Below are 18,587 nucleotides of genomic sequence, written 5' to 3'. Positions count from 1 at the left end.
TCTGTTAGCATAAGACAGTCATCTGTTTATCAACGAGGATTTCATGCACCAACACACCGTTGAACGCTGGCAACAGGACCATGATTTTGTCATCGTCAATAAACAGGGTGAAAAACGCACCCGGTATGTATTGCTGCTGACCGCAGTGACCATGCTGGCTGAAATTGTGGCTGGTCTGGCTTTCGGCTCCATGGCATTGTTGGCAGATGGCTGGCACATGGCCACCCACGTTGCCGCTTTCCTGATTACCCTGTTCGCCTATCACTACGCCAACAAACACGCCAAAAATCCGGCTTTTGCTTTCGGCACAGGCAAGGTCAGCGTTCTGGGCGGATTCACCAGTGCTATTGCACTTGGCGTAGTCGCCGTGCTGATGGCATTGGAGTCATTGGAAAGACTGGTCAATCCTCATGCTATTCAGTTGAATGCCGCGATCGCAGTCGCCTTTCTGGGCCTCGCCGTTAATCTGGTGAGCGCAGTACTGTTAAAGGATCACCATCATAGTCACGGTGAACATGAACAGCATCATGATCACAACCTCAAAGCAGCTTATCTACATGTGCTCGCTGATGCCCTAACATCGGTGCTCGCTATCGTTGCCCTGATAGCCGCCAAACTGGCCGGGCTGACCTGGCTGGATCCGGTGATGGGCATTGTCGGCGCCGTGATTATTACGGCCTGGGCCGTGGGACTGATTCGTGAAACCAGCCCCATTCTTCTCGATGGCAGCATTGATGAAGATTATCGCAAGGCGATAAAGGCACATATTGAACAGGACGCAGATAACCGCATTGCTGATTTTCATATCTGGCATATCAGCCCGCATCATTATGCTGCAATCATCAGTATCGTGACCTCACAACCGCAACCTACCTCGTATTACAAAACGCTGCTGGCGGATTTTGATCGTTTATCGCACATCACTATTGAAGTGCATCAATGTGAGGATACGCATTGCAACCACCCGAAATAAGCCGTTCAGCTATTTTCTGACACAGCGGTACGAATATTGCGTTGGCCCTGTTAATCGTTTAACGAAGAACAAGAGACACGGATATGCTGAACATCAATATCAGCGGCTTTTTACAACAGCACCGCCTGCCGGCGGACTATCAGCAACAGATCAAGGAATGGTTTGCGCCGCTGGCTGAAGCCATAAAAACGCACCAAGAAAGTGCAAAACGACCGATTATCGTCGGTATCAATGGTGCACAGGGCTCGGGCAAAAGCACACTGGCTGCCTGCCTGGTGCATCTACTGCAAGAACAGCATCAACTTCGCGCGCTGTCGCTGTCACTGGATGACTTTTACTTTACCCAGGCAGAAAGACAACGCCTCGCACAGGGTATACATCCCTTGCTGGCCACCCGGGGGGTCCCCGGCACCCATGACATTCCACTGGCCAGGAAAACCCTAAGTGATCTTCTGCATGGCCATTTCCCGGTGTTAATTCCGCGCTTTAATAAAGCCATCGATGACCGCTATCCGCCAGAGTTCGCAGAATGTATTAACGAACCGGTCGATGTGATTGTGTTGGAAGGCTGGTGTCTGGGTGCAGTGGCAGAGAGCGAGGCAGCGCTGACAGAGCCAGTCAATGATCTGGAGGCCAGTGAAGACAAAGACGCTACCTGGCGGCACTATGTCAACAAACAGCTCGCTCTGTTCTACCCCAAACTGTTCGAATTAGTTGATGTTTGGATCATGCTCAAGGCGCCGGATTTCCAGTGTGTTTTCGACTGGCGACTGGAACAGGAAAACAAATTGCGCGATCTCAGTCACCACACACATCACATCATGGATGCAGATCAGATAGCCCGCTTTATCAAGTTTTATCAGCGCATCACCCAAAACACCTTGAAATCGCTGCCTGAGCGGGTCCATTACCTGTTTGAACTCGATACCAACCGGCAAATCATTAAATTGACATCAAAACCGCCGAGACTGTCGCCTATGACACAAAAGCAATGGCTGATCTTTACCGATATGGACGGCAGTCTGCTCGATCATCACAACTATCATTTCGATGAAGCTATTCCCACCCTGGAAGCACTTGAAATCCATCATATTCCGGTTATCCCGGTAACCAGCAAAACACAGGCTGAAGTCGAACTCTTGCGTGACAGTCTGCATAACCTCCACCCTTTTATTGTTGAAAACGGCGCTGCCGTGTTTATCCCCAAAGGCTATTTTGCCCAGCAACCTGCCGACACCATCGAAAAAGACGGCTATTGGGTGAAGGAATTCGTGGCACCACGCTCCTGCTGGCAGTCTATGATTAATAGTCTGCGGCCACAGTATCCGGGAGAATTTAAAACCTTTGCCGATGCAGGTATCGACGGCATTATCGCCATGACCGGTCTCAATGTTCACGCTGCTGCCCGTGCTGCCCGGCGACAATATGGCGAACCCATAGCCTGGCAGGGTAATGGCAATCTCAAACACGAGTTTATCGCCGACCTGCAGCAGGCCGGTGCGCATGTGCTGGAGGGCGGACGCTTTATGCATGTCTCCGGTGACTGCAATAAAGGCCGGGCCCTGAAATGGCTGGAGCAGGTTTATCAGGCTGCAAGCCCTGACACAGAAATGATATCGCTGGCTATCGGCGACAGCGACAATGACAAGGCCATGCTGGAAACAGCCGATCATGGCCTGCTGATTCGCTCACCGGTGCACCCACTACCGACGCTTGAACGCACTGACAACCTTGTTGTTTCTACTCACACCGGGCCTAAAGGCTGGGCTGATGGTGTCAACCAAATTATCGATGCAACGCTGCATCCCGATTCATCTACTTTACCCCGAGGCAATCATGGCTGATTTTTACCAGAATGGGATTATTACCACACTACATAACCTGACCCACCGCCACATCGCTGATCTGGAAAGCGACCTGTTGCAATTCAGTAAACAACGGCCGATGGGACTGCTGTTACCTTCACTGTTTTCTGAGTTGGAAGGTGAAGCGCTGCCCAATATCGTACAGCAACTGATAAACGTCCCTTATCTGTCAGAAATCGTCATCGGGCTTGATCGGGCTGATGAACAGCAATACCGCCATGCCATTCAGTTTTTCTCTGATTTGCCGCAACACCACCGCATTCTCTGGAATGATGGGCCGCGTCTTAAGGCGATTGACGCCGAACTGCAGTCACTGGGGCTGGCGCCAAAAGAACTGGGTAAAGGCCGAAACGTCTGGTATTGCATGGGGTATATTCTGGCTTCGGGTAAGGCCGAATCGGTGGCACTGCATGACTGTGACATCGTCACTTACACCAGTGAGTTGCTGGCCAGGTTGATTTATCCGGTTGCCAACCCACAGTTCAACTACGAATTTTGTAAAGGCTATTACGCCCGTGTTGCCGGCGGCAAACTCAATGGCCGCGTTAACCGCCTGCTGGTGACGCCGCTGATCCGCGCTCTGAAATCAGTGATTGGTTCGCACCCTTACCTGGAATATATGGACAGTTTTCGCTATCCACTGGCAGGTGAGTTCTCTTTCCGCCGTGATGTATTAACCGACATCCGTATTCCCAGTGACTGGGGTCTGGAAATCGGCGTGCTGTCGGAGATGCACCGAAACTATGCCAATAACCGCCTGTGCCAGGTGGATGTAGCAGATGCCTATGACCACAAGCACCAGGACTTGTCACTCGATGATCAGCGCGGCGGCCTGTCGAAAATGTCAATTGATATCGCCAAGTCATTATTCCGCAAGCTGGCCACCAAAGGGGTGGTATTCTCACCGGAAGCCTTCCGCAGTTTGAAAGCCACTTACTATCGTATTGCACTGGATTTCGTCGAAACCTACCGCAATGATGCGGTGATGAATGGCCTTAATTTTGATATTCATCAGGAAGAAGAGTCGGTGGAAATGTTTGCCAAAAACATTATGGATGCGGGCCAGATGTTTCTCGAAAACCCAATGGAGACGCCATTTACCCCGAGCTGGAGTCGAGTACAGAGTGCATTGCCTGATATCTTCGACCGCCTCTATGAAGCTGTCGAAGCCGATTACCAGGAATTTTCTGCCTGAGGATTATCGCTTGATGACTGTGACCGACGAGCAGCTCAAACAGCTGCATGAAACCGTACATTATCACCTGCAGGCCATTTATCAGGACGGCCTGCCCGACATATCGCTGAGCGATCTCGGCGATGACATTATCAAATTAATGTGGCTCGACCAGACGTTTTTTGACTCACTACCGCACAAAAACAACTGGGATCAGGGCGATATCGTCCTGATCACCTATGGCAACAGCGTCCAGCGTCAAGCTGAAGCCCCGCTCAAAACGCTCTATCGCTTTCTCAATGATGAGGTGAAAGGCTATATCAACGGGGTGCACATCCTGCCCTTTTTTCCATACTGCTCTGACGACGGCTTTGCGGTGATGGACTATTACGCGGTCAATAAAGCACTGGGGGACTGGGACGATATTGAAAAAATTGCCAGTGATTACCGGCTGATGGCCGATCTGGTCATCAACCATGGTTCCAGCAGTGGCGAATGGTTCAAAAATTTTATCAAGGGCGATGGCCCCGGCCATGATTATTTTTACACAACTGCGGCTGACACACCGATCAGTCAGGTGGTACGGCCCCGCACCAGCCCATTACTGCGCGAGACCGAGACCCACGACGGCATAAAATATGTTTGGTGCACTTTCAGTCACACGCAGGTGGACTTTGATTTTCGTAACCCGCAAGTACTGAAAGAATTCATTCAGATAGTTCGTTTTTACCTTGATAAGGGCATTCGCATTTTCCGCCTTGATGCCGTTGCATTTTTATGGAAAAAACCGGGCACTAACTGCCTGAATCTGCCGGAAACCCATGAAGTCGTGCGATTGATGCGCAGCCTGATTCAGCATGCCCAGCCGGATGCCGTGATTATTACCGAAACCAATATCCCCAACCGTGAGAACCTGAGCTACTTCGGTAATGCAAACGAGGCGCACTGCATTTATAACTTCTCGCTTCCGCCTCTGCTAGTTAACACCATGGTCACCGGCAACTGCTTCTATCTCAAGCAATGGCTGATGAGCATGCCGCCGGCACAGAACGGCACCGCCTACTTTAATTTTATTGCCTCACATGATGGAATCGGCCTGCGACCGGCTGAGGGCCTGCTGTCGGATGGCGAGATCGCCTCACTGATCAGCACGATGCAACAGTTCGGCGGCCAGATTTCCTGGCGCGCCGGTGACAACGGGGTTAAAAAGCCCTACGAAATCAATATTTCCCTGTTTGATGCCTTACAGGGCACCACCAAAGGCAAGGATGAGTGGCAGATTGACCGTTTTATCTGTGCCCATGCCATTATGCTGTCTCTAGAAGGGATTCCCGGTATTTATATTCATAGTCTGCTGGCCACCGGCAATGATTTGGAGAAGCTGGCACACACCGGCCAAAACCGGGGCATTAACCGCCATGAATGGGATTACGATAGACTCACTGCTGAACTCGCCGATCCAGCCTCACAACACGCCCGCGTTTCCGGGCTGCTGAAAAAGCTGGTGCATCTGCGCCAGCAGCAGCGCGCTTTCCACCCCAACGCCACACAGTTTACATTGCATATGGGGGAACAGTTGTTTGGCTTCTGGCGTCAGAGCATGGACAGACGTCAGAGTATTTTCTGTATTTTTAATATCAGTGATACCCCGCAGCCATTGCGTATTGCTGAACTGAATTTAATCGTGACTGATCGCTGGTGGGATCTTATCAGTGGTCACATTTTTGATGAAAAGACGGAAACCTTTACAGTCGCGCCCTACCAGGTGCTGTGGATCACAAACGGCTGATGGCTGTCATGTTACATTCACACTATTCCGTTACAGTTTGCCTAAAGAGGAATTTGCATGTCTGAAGTGAAACCTATCCGCAAATGTCTGTTTCCCGTGGCGGGTTACGGCACCCGCTTCCTGCCGGCCACCAAGGCCATGCCCAAGGAAATGCTTCCCATCGTCAACAAACCGCTGATTCAGTATGGTGTGGAAGAAGCCGTCGAAGCCGGCGTCAGTGAGGCCGGTTTTATTACTGGTCGCGGTAAACGTGCGATTGCCGACCATTTTGATACCAGCTATGAGCTGGAACAGGAAATCCGAGGCACCAGCAAGGAAAAATACCTGGAAGATATCCGTGAAGTCATGGACAGCTGTGACTTCATCTTTGTGCGCCAGCGCGCCATGCTTGGTCTGGGTCATGCCATCCTGACCGGTGAACCGATTATCGGTAATGAACCTTTTGCCGTCATCCTGGCTGATGACCTCTGCGCTCGTCCTGAAGGCACTGAAGAAAAACGCGCGTTGGGACAGTTAGTCGAGCTCTATGAGCGATATAACTGCAGTGTCATCGCCATTGAAGAAGTACCAGGCGATAACATCAGCAGCTACGGGGTGATTTCAGGTCGTGAGATCGAGGACGGTGTCTATGAAGTGGATGACATGGTGGAAAAGCCCAAGCCACAGGATGCCCCCAGCAACCTGGGTATCATCGGTCGTTATGTACTGACTCCGGACATTTTTGACTATATCCGCACCACGCCGCCCGGTACCAATGGTGAAGTGCAAATTACCGACGCTATCAAGACCATGGCTCAGGAAAAACGCGTGCTGGCACTCAAATTCAAGGGCCAGCGTTTTGACTGCGGCAGCATTGATGGCTTTGTCGAAGCCACCAATTACTACTATCAGCGGGATCATAAACAGGCATAGTAAGGCTTCCGCGTCAGACCGATCCTGATATGATCCGTCTGACGCGGCAATAAACTGGACAAAACCTGTGGGTAGTACTGAAAAGAACGCGGATCCCAAGTCTTTCAACGATACATTAACGGACCAGACTCACCTGCTTGAGCAGTTAATCTCTCACTGGCGTCAGGCAGTCGCTGAAGACTTTCCAGTTTCCATGTTTATCATTGATGTCGATCGCTTTTCACAGATGGAAAGTAAAACCGCTTGTTTTGAAAAAATACTCACCGCTATCCGCGGACAGTTCCATCGTGAAACCGATTTTATTGCCCGCTTTAACCGTAAACAGATCATGGCCATCAGCTCACATATGAGTTATCGTCAGAGTACTCAGATGGCCACGAAACTGCACAAAACCGTCTCCAGGTTGGAAATATTTCATCCCCATTCACCCACCGGCCGTTATGCCACAGTCAGCATTGGTCACAGCACTTATGCCCCGGTTGAGAATGACTGCTACGGTATTCTGGATATGCTGGCCACCGTTCAGCATCATGTGGATCAGGCCAAGCAGGCTGGTGGCAACTGCTCCCAAACCCGCCTGCACAGCCGCGTACTGAAATAATCTCTAGCTCGCTTCGATCAAGAATTCCGTACCCTTGGCAATCGGCTTGACGTGTCGCCGCACCCGTTTTACCTCGACAAGACCGTATTGGCGCATAGTCTCTAGTGTGCGCGAAACATTATTCGGCTTTCTTCCAGTCATTTCTGCCAGCGCTTTAATTGATTCCGGCTTTCTTTCCGCGATGACCCTAAGCAGTTCACGGTTGTTATCGCTTAGTACTTCACTAACCGCTTTCATCGAGGGAAACCATATCCTTGGCATTGACCGTTTAGGTTTTATCTCTCCCTTGGCAATCGCTATCGTCATTTCCCGGATTTTATCCTGGGGCATAATGCCAATTCGAATTCTACTCATCTATGACCCCTTTTTGTTTCAGATAGTCATCTACTGGGCACCAGAAATCGATCAGGAGTTGCTCCGGTGCTGAAAAGCTGTAAGGAACACCTCGGCAATCAATATCGGTGTGCTGATGATCGTAATGGCGAATTCTGCCACTGAATTTTTTGTGTTTCTGTTTTGGCAAATGGGCATCATCAACTCCCATCACTCGCTGGTTGTACTTATCATGCAAACTCAGGCAGTACTTTATCCCGTGTGGAATATGTGGACCGGGTTCCACCATGCTGATTTCAAACTTCACCCAGTAACCACCCGCCTGCTGTATCGTCCAGCCATCAAGTTCCAGTAAGCTTTCCAAGCCCTTATGATATGGCACACTTCTATCCATGAAGTATCACCTGGTGATATTTTAATTGGTTATCACGTCTTCCTCAACCGTCATTCATCCTATGCGGACTAGATTGTTTTTCGATGCCCCGCAGGTTTCCATGCTGGCGCAATCACATTGGGCATTTTAGATTTTTCCAGTAAACGCGCCGGTCCCAGCGTCAATTCACCGTAACGCTGATTGACGCTGTCAACCGCTGCATTCAATTGAGACCGTTGCAGGTCCTCTTCGCTGAACAAGTCGAGTTGTCGCCCCTGGCGGGGTGACAAAGCTGTGACCTGTACCTGCCAGACCCCTTGTCCTTGCCAGTAATAAAACAGGAAACGTCGACAAAGCTGGTAAATGGTTCTGCCATCATCCGTATAAAAACCTGTATGGGCCTTGGTCTTAAGCCAGCCTTGCTGCGTTTTTATCCCAATAAAAAAGCATTCAGCTTGATAATTAAAACAACGCATTCTGGCCGCTACTTTTTCCGACATATGCTGAAAATAAGTAAGCACAATGCTTTGTGATCGAGTTTGTGGTGGCAACACCTTGCCATGACCAATCGTTTTCGGCGGTTTAACGTTACACATCAGCGGCTCTGGGTCACGCCCCTGAGCCATTAGCCAGATCCGCCTGCCAAGATTACCAAAGCGTTTAGCCAGCAAACTCATCGGCATGCGCTTCATATCACCACAGTAAACAACGCCGTAACGCTCAAGAAAGCTACCGATTCCCTTGTTAATACCACTCAGTGCGGTGACCAGTTCTGTTGATAGCACCTGTTCAGCCTGTGCCGGATGAATGATGCTCAGCCCATCCGGTTTGTCTCGTTTAGCAGCAAACTTGGCGGTTGTTTTGTCGCCACTGATGCCGACACTGCAGGTCAGACCGGAAGCGCTGAGCACTTTTTTCCGAATACGCTCGCCAATGTCGTCGGCCCCCCGATAAAGCTGCTGACAACGCGTCAAATCAAGAAATGCCTCATCAACACTGAATACTTCAATATCCGGGGTAATATCAACCAGTGCTTCCATAATCCGACTTGATATAGCCGCATAACGATACGGTCTCGATGGGGCTTGGATCAATGCCGGGCAAAGCAGCCGAGCCTGTTTCAGTCGCATACCGGTATGAATGCCAAAGGCCCGTGCCTGGTAGGATGAAGTAATAATGGTCGATCCCAGCTCTCCATTGGTGACAGCAACCGGTTTTTCCCCCCAGTCGGGATTATCCCTTTGTTCTATCTGGGCAAAAAAACAGTCCATATCAACCAGTGCGATCATCCTGGACCAGTAGAGAGTCTCATCTGAACTCATACTCAGGGATAAGTACGAAGCTGTCCGACCACGACGCCCTGAATACGGACCCGCGAGGCCGGCAGGGTTACCGGTTCGTAGTTCACATTGGCGGGCATCAGGGTAATACTGCCGTCGTCATTGAGCAGCAGGGTCTTCAACGTGGCATCAAAACCATCGACTAGGGCGACGACGATATCACCGTGACGGGCAGTGGATTGTGACTGCACCACAACATAATCACCGGACATAATCGCTTTGTCGATCATCGAATCGCCATTGACCTTGAGCACAAAGCGGCCTTTACCGGTAAACATATCGCCCAAATCAATTTCCGATTCATCAGCAATCGCCTCAATCAGGCGGCCTGCTGCAATTTTACCCATCACCGGCAGTGTCAATGGCCCGGTTTCCGGCCACTCTGCCTGTTCAGTCAGCCGCAGGCCCCGGGTGCGGCCCACATGGCGTTCCAGCAGACCGGCATCAACCAATGCCTGAATATAACGATGTGTGGTGCCCTGCGAGCGTAGCCCCAGTCCTTCAGCGATCTCCGAGACCAGCGGTGAACGTCCCTGTTCAGCGATGTAAGCACGAATAAATTCCAGCGTATCTTGTTCACGTTCAGTCAGCATGATCTCTTCCTTTAAGAGAAAATAATGAGAAGAGAAAATATAGAGAACATAGACTGATACAGCAAGCGTTTTTTTCTATCAATGAATGCTGAATAGCGGATGAAAACCGTGAATGCTGGCTTTTCAGCTAAAATCCATTGATATCAGTGAGTTTAGCGCCGGCAGCAGGCTCGACAGGATGAAATTTGAGCTGGCTTTCCGGGAAAAGAGCTGCTATCTTTGCCCGGATAATAATATTAATAATTGTTTAACTTGATGAACTACGAGACAAGAGCATGTTGAAAAAAATCGATAAACTGCTGGTGGAAAAATTCCCCCACATTATTCTTAGCTTCACTGCTTTCTGGTTGGGTCTGGTCGCTTTCGGCCTATACAACGCCTGATTCGCCTGTTTGAAGCGATGAAAAAGCCAGTCACTTGACTGGCTTTTTTTATGGGCGTAGTTTCATTATTAAGGATTAAGCCGTTAATAATTGATCCAAATCAATGCTCACCACCGGGACTCATTCGATAATCATCTTAAGCGTGTTTTATCGACAAACCACCCAAATAGGAGGTGCATTATGGACAAACTGGAAGAATTCTTCAGTGAACACTTCGCCGAATTTATCTGCATTCTGTCAGTGGCATTTCTTCTGCTGGTCGCCTACGGCCTGGTCATGTCATAAGCTGTCAGAGCGATAATTCAAATTTTGCCCGGGCTGCCACCTGGCCGTTCACCAGACATTCGACCAGGTGCTCCCCGGGATAATAACTGCGTGTTGAAAGAGGTTTAAATGCCTGGCTTTTTGTTAGGGTTAGGGACTCTCTGCCCTGTGTCTTAATATTTTTCCATTTAAAAACTTTCCAGCCCGGACGACCGTCTGCACGCTGGTAACCAATCCGGTAATCAACCACTAATCTTTCAGATTCCTGCGTCGTCAATGTGAGCGTGAATCGAATAGAATCGCCGAGTTTTATCTCTGCTTTGCTTAAGTGCAACTGAATGGCTGAGATGCTGGGCTTATCACTAAAACCGAGCAATGGATATACTTCGGCCCGGCCACTTTTCACCAAAGTTCGCAGACCATGGTTTATCAGCCAGTCAGTCTTTTTGTTCTCTAATTGCTGCCACTCCCGGCAGCGTGCCATCACCGCCTCCGGATGATCTTTACTGATATCGTTAAGATTGTTTGCCACCGAACGGCGAACATAGAGACTGGGATCGGTTTTTAAGGCTTCCAGAATCGGCCAGATTGGCGTTGGATCCCGACGTAAAATCGGCAACTGTTGCGCCCAGGGCAAGCGTGGACGAATGCCTTCCGACGCCAGTCGCCGGACATGCTCATTATCGTGTTCGGTCCAGCGGCGTAACTGCTGATGCGTCAACTCGAAATGTCGGTCCAGAAAAGGCCGGATGGCAAACTCTGCGGTGAACAGCGGCGTCAGCTTTTCCAGCAGGACAAAGGCCCGCTGCGGATAATTCAGCCCATACACACTGACATAATCAATCAGCGGCCAGGCGGTGAAGCTGCTCCACTGTCCCTGCGGTGACTCGGGCCAGGCTTCGGCCACCCGCTCAAGGATCCGCGCCGTTTCACAGAAGCCTTCGGGAAGATGGACTGCCAATGCGGCAATCAAGTGTCTGACGCGGTCTTTCAGTTCCAGAACTTCAAGCTGGTGATTAGCCTGACTGATAAAGCCCTGCTGATCAAAGTCCGGATACACTGACTGAAGCACTTGGGCCAGTTGCTCAACGGCAACCGGCCCCAGTTGTGCTTTCAGTGCCGTCTGTTCAGCCATCAGCCTTGTTTAGTAAACACCGCGATCGATTCAACGTGGCTGGTGTGCGGGAACATATCCATCACGCCCGCTGCTTCCATCGTGTAACCATGCCGGTTCACCAACTCACCGGCATCACGCGCCAGAGTGGCCGGATTGCAGGATACATAAACCAGTTTTTCAGCGCCCAGATCGGCCAGTTGATGCAGCACTTCAAAGGCACCGCTGCGCGGCGGATCCAACAGAATTTTGTTAAAGCCTTTGGCTGCCCATGGATAGTCTTTTAATTCAGTCTGAGTCAGGTCCGCCAGTTCAAACTCGGCATTCGCCAATTGGTTGAGCTCTGCATTACGGCGGGCATGGCCGACCAGCGCGGCATCGCCCTCAACACCGACCACTTCCGACACACGGCGTGCTAATGGCAATGTGAAGTTACCCAGACCACAGAACAAGTCCAGAATGCGGTCTTCGGGTTGAATATCGAGTAAATCCAGCGCCCGTTGAATCATTTTGTGATTGATACCGGCATTGACCTGGGTAAAGTCACTGGGATCAAAATTCAGTGTGAGGCCGGGCTCAGGCGCGTAAGACAGCTGCGGATTATCCGGCCACAGCGGGGATACGGTATCCGGTCCACCCGGTTGCTGGTAAACCCAGAGATTCTGCGCCTGACCGTAGGCAATCAAGGCTTGTTTATCGGCATCGGATAACGGATCCAGATTACGGAATACCAGCGCCACATGTTCATCATCCATGGCGACTTCAATCTGGGCGATACGATTGTAAGCCTCAAGTCCTGCAATCATCTCGCCCAACTCTGCCAGACGCAGACCAACACGTGGGTCCAGCACTTCACATTGTTGAAGCTGGGCAACAAATGGCGAGGCTTTTTCCCGGAAACCGACCAGCACCTGCTCCTTCTTGGTGACATATTTGACACCGAGCCGGGCTTTACGACGATAGCCCCAGAGCGGCCCGGTTAATGGCGCCAGCCAGGTTTTGGGCGTTAAGTTACCGAAGTGAGCAAAATGTTCGGCCAATGTCGCCTGTTTATGCTCAAGCTGCGCTTCCGGCGCCATATGCATCAGGCTGCAACCGCCGCAGACACCGAAATGCTGACATTTCGGCTCCACCCTTAAAGGCGAGGCATTGTGCACTGTCAGCGTTCTGGCTTCATCATAGCTTTTATGCAGACGGGCATACTGGAAATCCACCTGCTCACCAGCCAGTGCCCCATCCACAAAGACCGTTTTACCATCAATACGGGCTATGCCGCGTCCATCATGAGATAAGGACTCGATTGTTGCCGTCACCGGCTCCTGGGGCAGCTTCTGCCTCCGCCTGCGTTTTGCCATCTTGCTCTCTTTTACACTGAAACTAAAAAGTCCAGTGACACGTTGCCGTATCACTGGACCAGATAAGGAATATTATAAAGGAAACAGGCTGTTATTTTTGTTTCCAACTGCCACCCTGTTGAAACCACCAGCCTTTCGCGGCATTGCTAATCCAGCGCTTGGAAAAGGTCTGACGGATATCGTCCTGCCATTCGGGATGGCCATTGGCTCGGGCTATTTCAGCATAGAGTGATTTGCGATCTTTATTTTCATCCGCTACCAGCGCATTCACCCGGTTACGATCCTTAAGCGGTATGGCTTTGGCATCACGTATGGTGATAAGCCCATCCTCAGTCAGGCCAATACCGCCACTGTTATAGAAAGGTTCCAGCTGTTCATGTCGCTGTTTCATATCTTTTTTCAGCTCATTAATCGCGGGCGAATTAATATTGATATCGGCCTGTGCCGCCGCGGGAGAGATCAACCAGTTGAGGACGCTGATGGCAACTGTGCCATGCCCGGTTCCAATGGCGGATGTCGGCTCCTGCTCCGGCTCAGTATTGCTACTCTCCCCTTCGCCCGGCCGTGTTCCCGGTCCCCAGACATCTTCGATAATCCGATCGGCGGCTTTCTCTGCGGCCGCAGCCGGAAAATAGATGTTGATAGTGACACATGACACCAGCATCAGCCCTGATACCGTGCCTGTCAGCCATTTCAATAACTTCATGGTTCGCTCTCCTTTTATTCAATCACCGGACCGGGACTTTCCCGCACAGCAAGTAACCGTGCAATCAGTTCCGACCAGTCTACACGGCGGTTGTAACCCATCACATTAATCCAGGGCGGCAGTCCACCTCCGCCTTTGACAATATAATAGCCTTGTTCTGCTTCTTCGATACCCGCCATTTCACAGACTTCGTTCTGTAATTCACAGCTCAGGCCCAACTTCTGATAGGAAAAATCATCGAAAAAGCCCAGGAAACTGCGTGACACCATGCCGGTAGGTCCGCCCCCCAGTTCGGTCAGATTATCAACCGCTCTCTGACTGATACGACGCTTGCCCGGGTTGTCTTCGGGCGTAGCCAGTCGGGCATCAAATTGAACCGGCTCCCAATTGGATAAGCGAAGGTGATGGACATGCCCCTCGATTCTGCCGCTGATACGGCCAAAGTCAAAGGCATTGGTCAGCAATGCCAGGTCCAGATTACGTATATCGACATTGGCATAGAGTTGCGGCAGCCTGCCAAAAGGTGTCGTCATACGTAAATCCCGAATCACCGTCGTGCCGTCAAACACCTTAATCTGCAGGGCGCCGTCAATCTTCAGCTCTTCCTTCTGATAGGTGACAGTCGGAATCACGCCCGACAGCTTACCTTCCAACGGAGGCCAGTCCAGTGCCGAAGTTAACGCTTGCATCGAAATCGGCGTCAGCAAGCCTTCAAATTGCCACTGCAACTGATCGGACTGGTTATCAAGACTGAAACCGCTGATCTCAAGGGCACCATCCAGAACCGGCAGCCTCAAGGATTTCTCCAGTACTAGCTGGCTGTTGGCACTGTTCGCTTCAATCGCTGCCGCGCCCAATTCAATCTCAAACAGCTTGGCTGAATGCCAGGCTAAACGGGTGTCCAACTGTGTTTCAGTCTGACTCCAGCCCAACTGGCCATTCAGCTGTTGCAGTTCATAGCGGCCTTCTTTGTCCCTGAGCATCGCGTCAGTAAAATCAAGCCTGAGCTCATAGTCTAACTGCTGCCAGTCAAAGCTCATACTCAGCGCGCCGTTGGTTTCCAGTTTCGCCGCTGCTGTGCCGGCAACAAAGGGTTGTAGCCAAATGGGATAAAACCTGGCTAAATCGGCAGGTCCGGTCTTAATATGCAACGATGCTAACTGCTGATTCTGCCAACGCAATTTAGCCTGTGCCTTTAACACCTGTTCCTGCTCGAGTTGAGCCTGATCAATGGTCAGTGTTTTAAAATCACGGTCTGTCCAGCCTCTCGCTGACAGCGACAACGGCGTATTACCAAAATCCAGAAAAATTGGCTCACTGTAAGCCTGTCCTGTGTGGCTCGCCAGTGTCATTTTCCATTGCCATTGCCCCTGCTGAAGCTGCGCACTGCTATGCCCTTTTATGATGGCATTTTCCACGACCTGACTGCCGTCAGTATTACTCAAGCTCAAGTCTGCCGCCTGCCAGTCCAGTGACAAATCCTCCAGTTGATCGCCTTTTCCCGTCACACGACCATCAAGACGAATTCGCCCCTGATAATCCCAGTTTGCCAGTGCAGCCTGTTGCGATGGGCTAAGAACAAGTGGCAACCACTCAGAAAGTGCCGTAAGGGCAAGGCCCTCAGCGGAAATCGCCACTGTCCAGCCTGAGTCGGTGATATCAGCATCTAAATCAATCTGTGATTCAGCCAGTTGTAGACCGCTGATGCTCAGCTGGTAATCCTGATTTTCAGAAACGGCTTTGATACTGAAACGGAAATCCTGCTTACCCAGTTGTGGGTGATTGAAAGAGGCAGCACCGGATTCACACTGCCACTGCCCGGCATGCAACTGCAATGATTCACAGCGTAGTTGTAACTGCTGCAGCTGACCAAAAGGTGGCGGCAAATCCAGTGTTTCAGCACTGGCTTTGAGTTGCAGCCCCTGTTCAGTCAAATCGACAGAAAGATCAAACTGTTTCGCTGTGGTGTTATCCAGAGCCCATTGCTCCGCCTGCAAATGGAGCGTGTCAATGGCAGAGACAGGTACATGCCAGCTTAACAGGCAAGAGAACAAGGCTGTCCATACCAGACGCCAGCGCATAAATCAGGCGGGGAAGACCCCGGTTGACAGATAACGGTCACCACGATCACAGGCAATACTGACGATGACTGCATTTTCCAGCTGTTTGGACAGTCGCAACGCGACGGCCAGAGCCCCACCGGAAGACACGCCGGCAAAAATGCCTTCCTGGCGCGCCAGTTCCCGCATTGTCCACTCGGCTTCCTGTTGACTGACATCCAGCGTCTGATCGACACGGTCAGCTTCAAAGATATCGGGCAGGTAAGCCTGAGGCCAGCGACGAATACCGGGAATACTGGCCCCTTCCGATGGTTGCACCCCAATGATCTGAATGCCGGGATTTTGTTCTTTGAGGTAACGGGACACGCCCATAATCGTGCCGGTCGTCCCCATTGAACTGACAAAGTGAGTGACTTTGCCTTCCGTGTCACGCCAGATTTCGGGGCCGGTGCCCTGATAATGGGCCAGCGGATTATCGACATTGGCAAACTGATTGAGCACTTTGCCTTTACCGGCTTTCGATAACTCCAGTGCCAGGTCCCGGGCCGACTCCATGCCATCAGTCAGAATAATCTCGGCACCATAGGCCCGCATCGTGGCACGACGCTCACTGCTGCTGTTTTCGGGCATGATCAGGATCATATGGTAGCCCAGGATAGCGGCCACCATGGCCAGCGCAATGCCGGTATTGCCACTGGTCGCTTCAATCAACGTGTCACCGGGTTGAATATCGCCACGCTGCTGTGCCTGACGAATCATGCTGTCGACCGGCCGGTCTTTGACCGAACCTGCCGGATTATTACCTTCCAGCTTGAGCAGAATGGTGTTGCTGGTGTCGCCGGGCATTCGCTGCAAACGCACCAGTGGCGTATTGCCGATAGAGGATTCAATCGTGGGAAATACCGTCATCTGCCTGTTTCCATTAATATCACGTAGGCACTGGCATATTCGTGATCGTCACTGAGACTCAATAGTGCCTGTCCGATGTTATGCTCCAGCATCATGGTACGCCCCGCTGCTTCAAAGCTTAATTCCGGTTTTCCCAGGGCATTATTGCGCACCACGATATGACGCAGGCTCAGTCCATCACGAAAACCGGTCCCCAGTGCTTTGGCCACGGCTTCCTTGGCAGCAAAGCGTTTGGCCAGAAACGCAGCCGGTTTCAACTGTAATTTAAACTCGGCAAACTCAGTCTCACTCAGAATCCGCTCAGCGATGCGATCACCATGCTTATCCAGCAGGCTTTGCATTCGCGGGATGTGGACCAGATCAGTACCGATACCCGCAATCATCCGCGGCGGGCTTCCTGCATCAATTGTTTCATATCCCGCACAGCGGCTTTGAACCCGGTAAAAACCGAACGTGCCACTATGGCGTGACCGATGTTGAGCTCTACCAGTTGCGGGATCGCCGCGATAGCCTGGGTGTTGTGGTAATGCAGACCATGGCCGGCATTAACCTGTAGTCCCCGGGCATGTGCCTGTTCTGCCGCCTCGGTGATAATCGCCAGTTCTCTGGCCATCTCAGCATCGGTTTCCGCATCGGCATAACGCCCTGTATGCAGTTCCACCACCGGTGCGCCGCAGGCCAGCGCGGCTTCAATCTGCCTGATCTCCGGGTCAATAAACAGCGATACCCGCACATTCGCAGCAGCCAATCGCTCGCAGGCATGCTTGATCCGGTCAAACTGACCGGCGACGTCGAGACCGCCTTCGGTAGTCAGTTCTTCACGTTTTTCCGGCACCAGGCAGCAATCAGCCGGACGGTATTTTTCCGCTATGGCCAGCATTTCTTCGGTCACGGCCATTTCCAGATTCATCTTGGTCTGCAGAATATCGGCCAGCATGACGACATCACGTTCCTGGATATGACGACGATCTTCACGCAGATGCAGAGTAATGCTGTCAGCACCGGCCTGCTCAGCTTCAATCGCTGCCTGAATAGGATCCGGATAGCGCGTACCGCGTGCCTGGCGCAGGGTCGCAATATGGTCGATGTTGACACCTAAATAAATGGACATGGAGCTCCCGTTATTATTTGCTGTTTAACTGCTTGATTCCGGCGAACAACTCACGACTGTGTAATGGCCGGCCGCCCAGGTAATAATTTATCACTGTCCGCATCAGCGTTTTAATCTGTTTCAGACTGGCTTCATCAAAACCCTGCTCTTCCCGCAGGTGACGCAGACTCCTGCCGGACACCACAGGGACACTGCCGCCACGGTGCAGTCGAGGACCACTGTCAGGTTGGTAGACATACTGCAATTCATCCTTCAGTGGCTGGCCGCTTTCGACGTCAACCTCGAGTTGTAATCCGTACCCCAACTGACTCAGCAGCGCCTTTTCAAACAAGCGCAGGGTGCGTTGTTGTTGGCTATTGTCAGTCTGCAGGGCCACCAGCGCCTGTTGATAGGCATTGAACAATTCCGGCTCCGGCTCCTGCAAGGGCAGCAACTTGTAGAGTAGCTCATTCATATAAAGCCCACACAGGCTGGCATTGCCCAGGAGACGATACGCTGCTTCCGATGCCTCTACCTGGGTTAAGGTTAGCAACTCACCCTGCCCATACCAGCTTAGCCATAAGGGTTGAAACAACTGCATCATATTGCGGCGGCGTTTGGATTGCTGGCGCTGCCCCCGCGCAACCAGGCTGACCCGCCCGTATTCCCGGCTGAGTACATCAACCAGCAGACTGGTCTCGCGATAAGGCCGGTGGTGGAGCACGAATGCAGCGGTCAGTTCCACGTCGACGC

The 18,587-nt window shown here is 51.5% G+C and carries 18 protein-coding genes; 6 read left to right on the top strand and 12 right to left on the bottom strand.

Annotated features, from left to right (window positions below; all coding sequences use genetic code 11):
- Positions 1–43: 43 nt before the first annotated feature.
- The 6 genes from dmeF to OMQ46_RS15940 all read left to right on the top strand — a co-directional run bounded on the left by dmeF (position 44) and on the right by OMQ46_RS15940 (position 7,314).
- Entirely contained in the window at positions 44–973 is a 930-nt protein-coding gene (dmeF, locus tag OMQ46_RS15965) for a CDF family Co(II)/Ni(II) efflux transporter DmeF (protein WP_266238488.1), read from the top strand.
- Between the two features lie 83 nt (positions 974–1,056).
- Entirely contained in the window at positions 1,057–2,817 is a 1,761-nt protein-coding gene (locus tag OMQ46_RS15960) for an HAD-IIB family hydrolase (RefSeq protein WP_266238487.1), read from the top strand.
- Positions 2,810–4,033, top strand: a complete 1,224-nt coding sequence (locus tag OMQ46_RS15955) for a glycosyl transferase (RefSeq protein WP_266238486.1) — start codon at positions 2,810–2,812, stop codon at positions 4,031–4,033. Before OMQ46_RS15960 ends, OMQ46_RS15955 begins: the two co-directional genes overlap by 8 nt.
- A gap of 13 nt (positions 4,034–4,046) precedes the next feature.
- Entirely contained in the window at positions 4,047–5,801 is a 1,755-nt protein-coding gene (locus OMQ46_RS15950) for a sugar phosphorylase (RefSeq protein WP_266238485.1), read from the top strand.
- Positions 5,802–5,858: 57 nt separating this feature from the next.
- Complete coding sequence (gene galU / locus OMQ46_RS15945; RefSeq protein WP_266238484.1) at positions 5,859–6,713, top strand: UTP--glucose-1-phosphate uridylyltransferase GalU; 855 nt, start codon at positions 5,859–5,861, stop codon at positions 6,711–6,713.
- Positions 6,714–6,780: 67 nt separating this feature from the next.
- Positions 6,781–7,314 carry a diguanylate cyclase domain-containing protein gene (locus OMQ46_RS15940; protein ID WP_266238483.1) on the top strand — a complete coding sequence of 178 codons (534 nt, stop codon included), beginning with the start codon at positions 6,781–6,783 and terminating at the stop codon, positions 7,312–7,314.
- Positions 7,315–7,317: 3 nt separating this feature from the next.
- Here OMQ46_RS15940 and OMQ46_RS15935 read toward each other — a convergent pair whose 3' ends face one another.
- The 12 genes from OMQ46_RS15935 to recO form a co-directional block, all read right to left on the bottom strand.
- The gene (locus tag OMQ46_RS15935) at positions 7,318–7,668 is read right to left on the bottom strand and encodes a helix-turn-helix domain-containing protein (protein WP_266238482.1); all 351 of its coding nucleotides are present in this window, start codon (positions 7,666–7,668) and stop codon (positions 7,318–7,320) included.
- Positions 7,661–8,041, bottom strand: coding sequence for a hypothetical protein (locus OMQ46_RS15930; RefSeq protein ID WP_266238480.1), 381 nt, complete (start codon positions 8,039–8,041; stop codon positions 7,661–7,663). Before OMQ46_RS15930 ends, OMQ46_RS15935 begins: the two co-directional genes overlap by 8 nt.
- A 68-nt stretch (positions 8,042–8,109) precedes the next feature.
- Positions 8,110–9,309, bottom strand: a complete 1,200-nt coding sequence (locus tag OMQ46_RS15925; protein WP_266238479.1) for a DNA polymerase Y family protein — start codon at positions 9,307–9,309, stop codon at positions 8,110–8,112.
- Between the two features lie 35 nt (positions 9,310–9,344).
- Positions 9,345–9,953: a transcriptional repressor LexA gene (gene lexA / locus OMQ46_RS15920; protein ID WP_266238478.1), complete on the bottom strand. Its 609-nt coding sequence runs from the start codon at positions 9,951–9,953 to the stop codon at positions 9,345–9,347.
- 672 nt (positions 9,954–10,625) lie between these two features.
- On the bottom strand, positions 10,626–11,735 hold the full coding sequence (locus OMQ46_RS15915; RefSeq protein ID WP_266238477.1) for a DNA alkylation repair protein: 1,110 nt from the start codon (positions 11,733–11,735) through the stop codon (positions 10,626–10,628).
- Positions 11,735–13,069, bottom strand: a complete 1,335-nt coding sequence (rlmD, locus tag OMQ46_RS15910) for a 23S rRNA (uracil(1939)-C(5))-methyltransferase RlmD (protein ID WP_266238476.1) — start codon at positions 13,067–13,069, stop codon at positions 11,735–11,737. Before rlmD ends, OMQ46_RS15915 begins: the two co-directional genes overlap by 1 nt.
- A gap of 91 nt (positions 13,070–13,160) precedes the next feature.
- Complete coding sequence (locus OMQ46_RS15905; RefSeq protein ID WP_266238475.1) at positions 13,161–13,775, bottom strand: YdbL family protein; 615 nt, start codon at positions 13,773–13,775, stop codon at positions 13,161–13,163.
- Positions 13,776–13,789: 14 nt separating this feature from the next.
- The gene (locus OMQ46_RS15900) at positions 13,790–15,856 is read right to left on the bottom strand and encodes a hypothetical protein (RefSeq protein ID WP_266238474.1); all 2,067 of its coding nucleotides are present in this window, start codon (positions 15,854–15,856) and stop codon (positions 13,790–13,792) included.
- A 3-nt stretch (positions 15,857–15,859) separates the two neighbouring features.
- Positions 15,860–16,744, bottom strand: coding sequence for a cysteine synthase CysM (cysM, locus tag OMQ46_RS15895; protein WP_266238472.1), 885 nt, complete (start codon positions 16,742–16,744; stop codon positions 15,860–15,862).
- Complete coding sequence (gene acpS, locus OMQ46_RS15890; RefSeq protein WP_266238471.1) at positions 16,741–17,127, bottom strand: holo-ACP synthase; 387 nt, start codon at positions 17,125–17,127, stop codon at positions 16,741–16,743. Before acpS ends, cysM begins: the two co-directional genes overlap by 4 nt.
- Positions 17,124–17,855, bottom strand: coding sequence for a pyridoxine 5'-phosphate synthase (gene pdxJ / locus OMQ46_RS15885; protein WP_266238469.1), 732 nt, complete (start codon positions 17,853–17,855; stop codon positions 17,124–17,126). The genes acpS and pdxJ overlap by 4 nt, the downstream gene beginning before the upstream one ends.
- A 13-nt stretch (positions 17,856–17,868) precedes the next feature.
- The gene (gene recO, locus OMQ46_RS15880; RefSeq protein WP_266238468.1) at positions 17,869–18,579 is read right to left on the bottom strand and encodes a DNA repair protein RecO; all 711 of its coding nucleotides are present in this window, start codon (positions 18,577–18,579) and stop codon (positions 17,869–17,871) included.
- Positions 18,580–18,587: the final 8 nt, after the last annotated feature.

The organism is Methylophaga sp. OBS1 (genome assembly GCF_026319365.1).
The sequence above is the reverse complement of the archived record's forward strand: the minus strand, read 5'-3'. Positions and strand labels throughout refer to the sequence as shown.

What these genes read in the sequence shown, in the direction of transcription:
- dmeF (WP_266238488.1), top strand. Translation starts at nt 44, where the DNA reads ATGCACCAACACACCGTTGAACGCTGGCAACAGGACCATGATTTTGTC.
- OMQ46_RS15960 (WP_266238487.1), top strand. Translation starts at nt 1,057, where the DNA reads ATGCTGAACATCAATATCAGCGGCTTTTTACAACAGCACCGCCTGCCG.
- OMQ46_RS15955 (WP_266238486.1), top strand. Translation starts at nt 2,810, where the DNA reads ATGGCTGATTTTTACCAGAATGGGATTATTACCACACTACATAACCTG.
- OMQ46_RS15950 (WP_266238485.1), top strand. Translation starts at nt 4,047, where the DNA reads ATGACTGTGACCGACGAGCAGCTCAAACAGCTGCATGAAACCGTACAT.
- galU (WP_266238484.1), top strand. Translation starts at nt 5,859, where the DNA reads ATGTCTGAAGTGAAACCTATCCGCAAATGTCTGTTTCCCGTGGCGGGT.
- OMQ46_RS15935 (WP_266238482.1), bottom strand. Translation starts at nt 7,668, where the DNA reads ATGAGTAGAATTCGAATTGGCATTATGCCCCAGGATAAAATCCGGGAA.
- OMQ46_RS15930 (WP_266238480.1), bottom strand. Translation starts at nt 8,041, where the DNA reads ATGGATAGAAGTGTGCCATATCATAAGGGCTTGGAAAGCTTACTGGAA.
- OMQ46_RS15925 (WP_266238479.1), bottom strand. Translation starts at nt 9,309, where the DNA reads ATGATCGCACTGGTTGATATGGACTGTTTTTTTGCCCAGATAGAACAA.
- lexA (WP_266238478.1), bottom strand. Translation starts at nt 9,953, where the DNA reads ATGCTGACTGAACGTGAACAAGATACGCTGGAATTTATTCGTGCTTAC.
- OMQ46_RS15915 (WP_266238477.1), bottom strand. Translation starts at nt 11,735, where the DNA reads ATGGCTGAACAGACGGCACTGAAAGCACAACTGGGGCCGGTTGCCGTT.
- rlmD (WP_266238476.1), bottom strand. Translation starts at nt 13,069, where the DNA reads ATGGCAAAACGCAGGCGGAGGCAGAAGCTGCCCCAGGAGCCGGTGACG.
- OMQ46_RS15905 (WP_266238475.1), bottom strand. Translation starts at nt 13,775, where the DNA reads ATGAAGTTATTGAAATGGCTGACAGGCACGGTATCAGGGCTGATGCTG.
- OMQ46_RS15900 (WP_266238474.1), bottom strand. Translation starts at nt 15,856, where the DNA reads ATGCGCTGGCGTCTGGTATGGACAGCCTTGTTCTCTTGCCTGTTAAGC.
- cysM (WP_266238472.1), bottom strand. Translation starts at nt 16,744, where the DNA reads ATGACGGTATTTCCCACGATTGAATCCTCTATCGGCAATACGCCACTG.
- acpS (WP_266238471.1), bottom strand. Translation starts at nt 17,127, where the DNA reads ATGATTGCGGGTATCGGTACTGATCTGGTCCACATCCCGCGAATGCAA.
- pdxJ (WP_266238469.1), bottom strand. Translation starts at nt 17,855, where the DNA reads ATGTCCATTTATTTAGGTGTCAACATCGACCATATTGCGACCCTGCGC.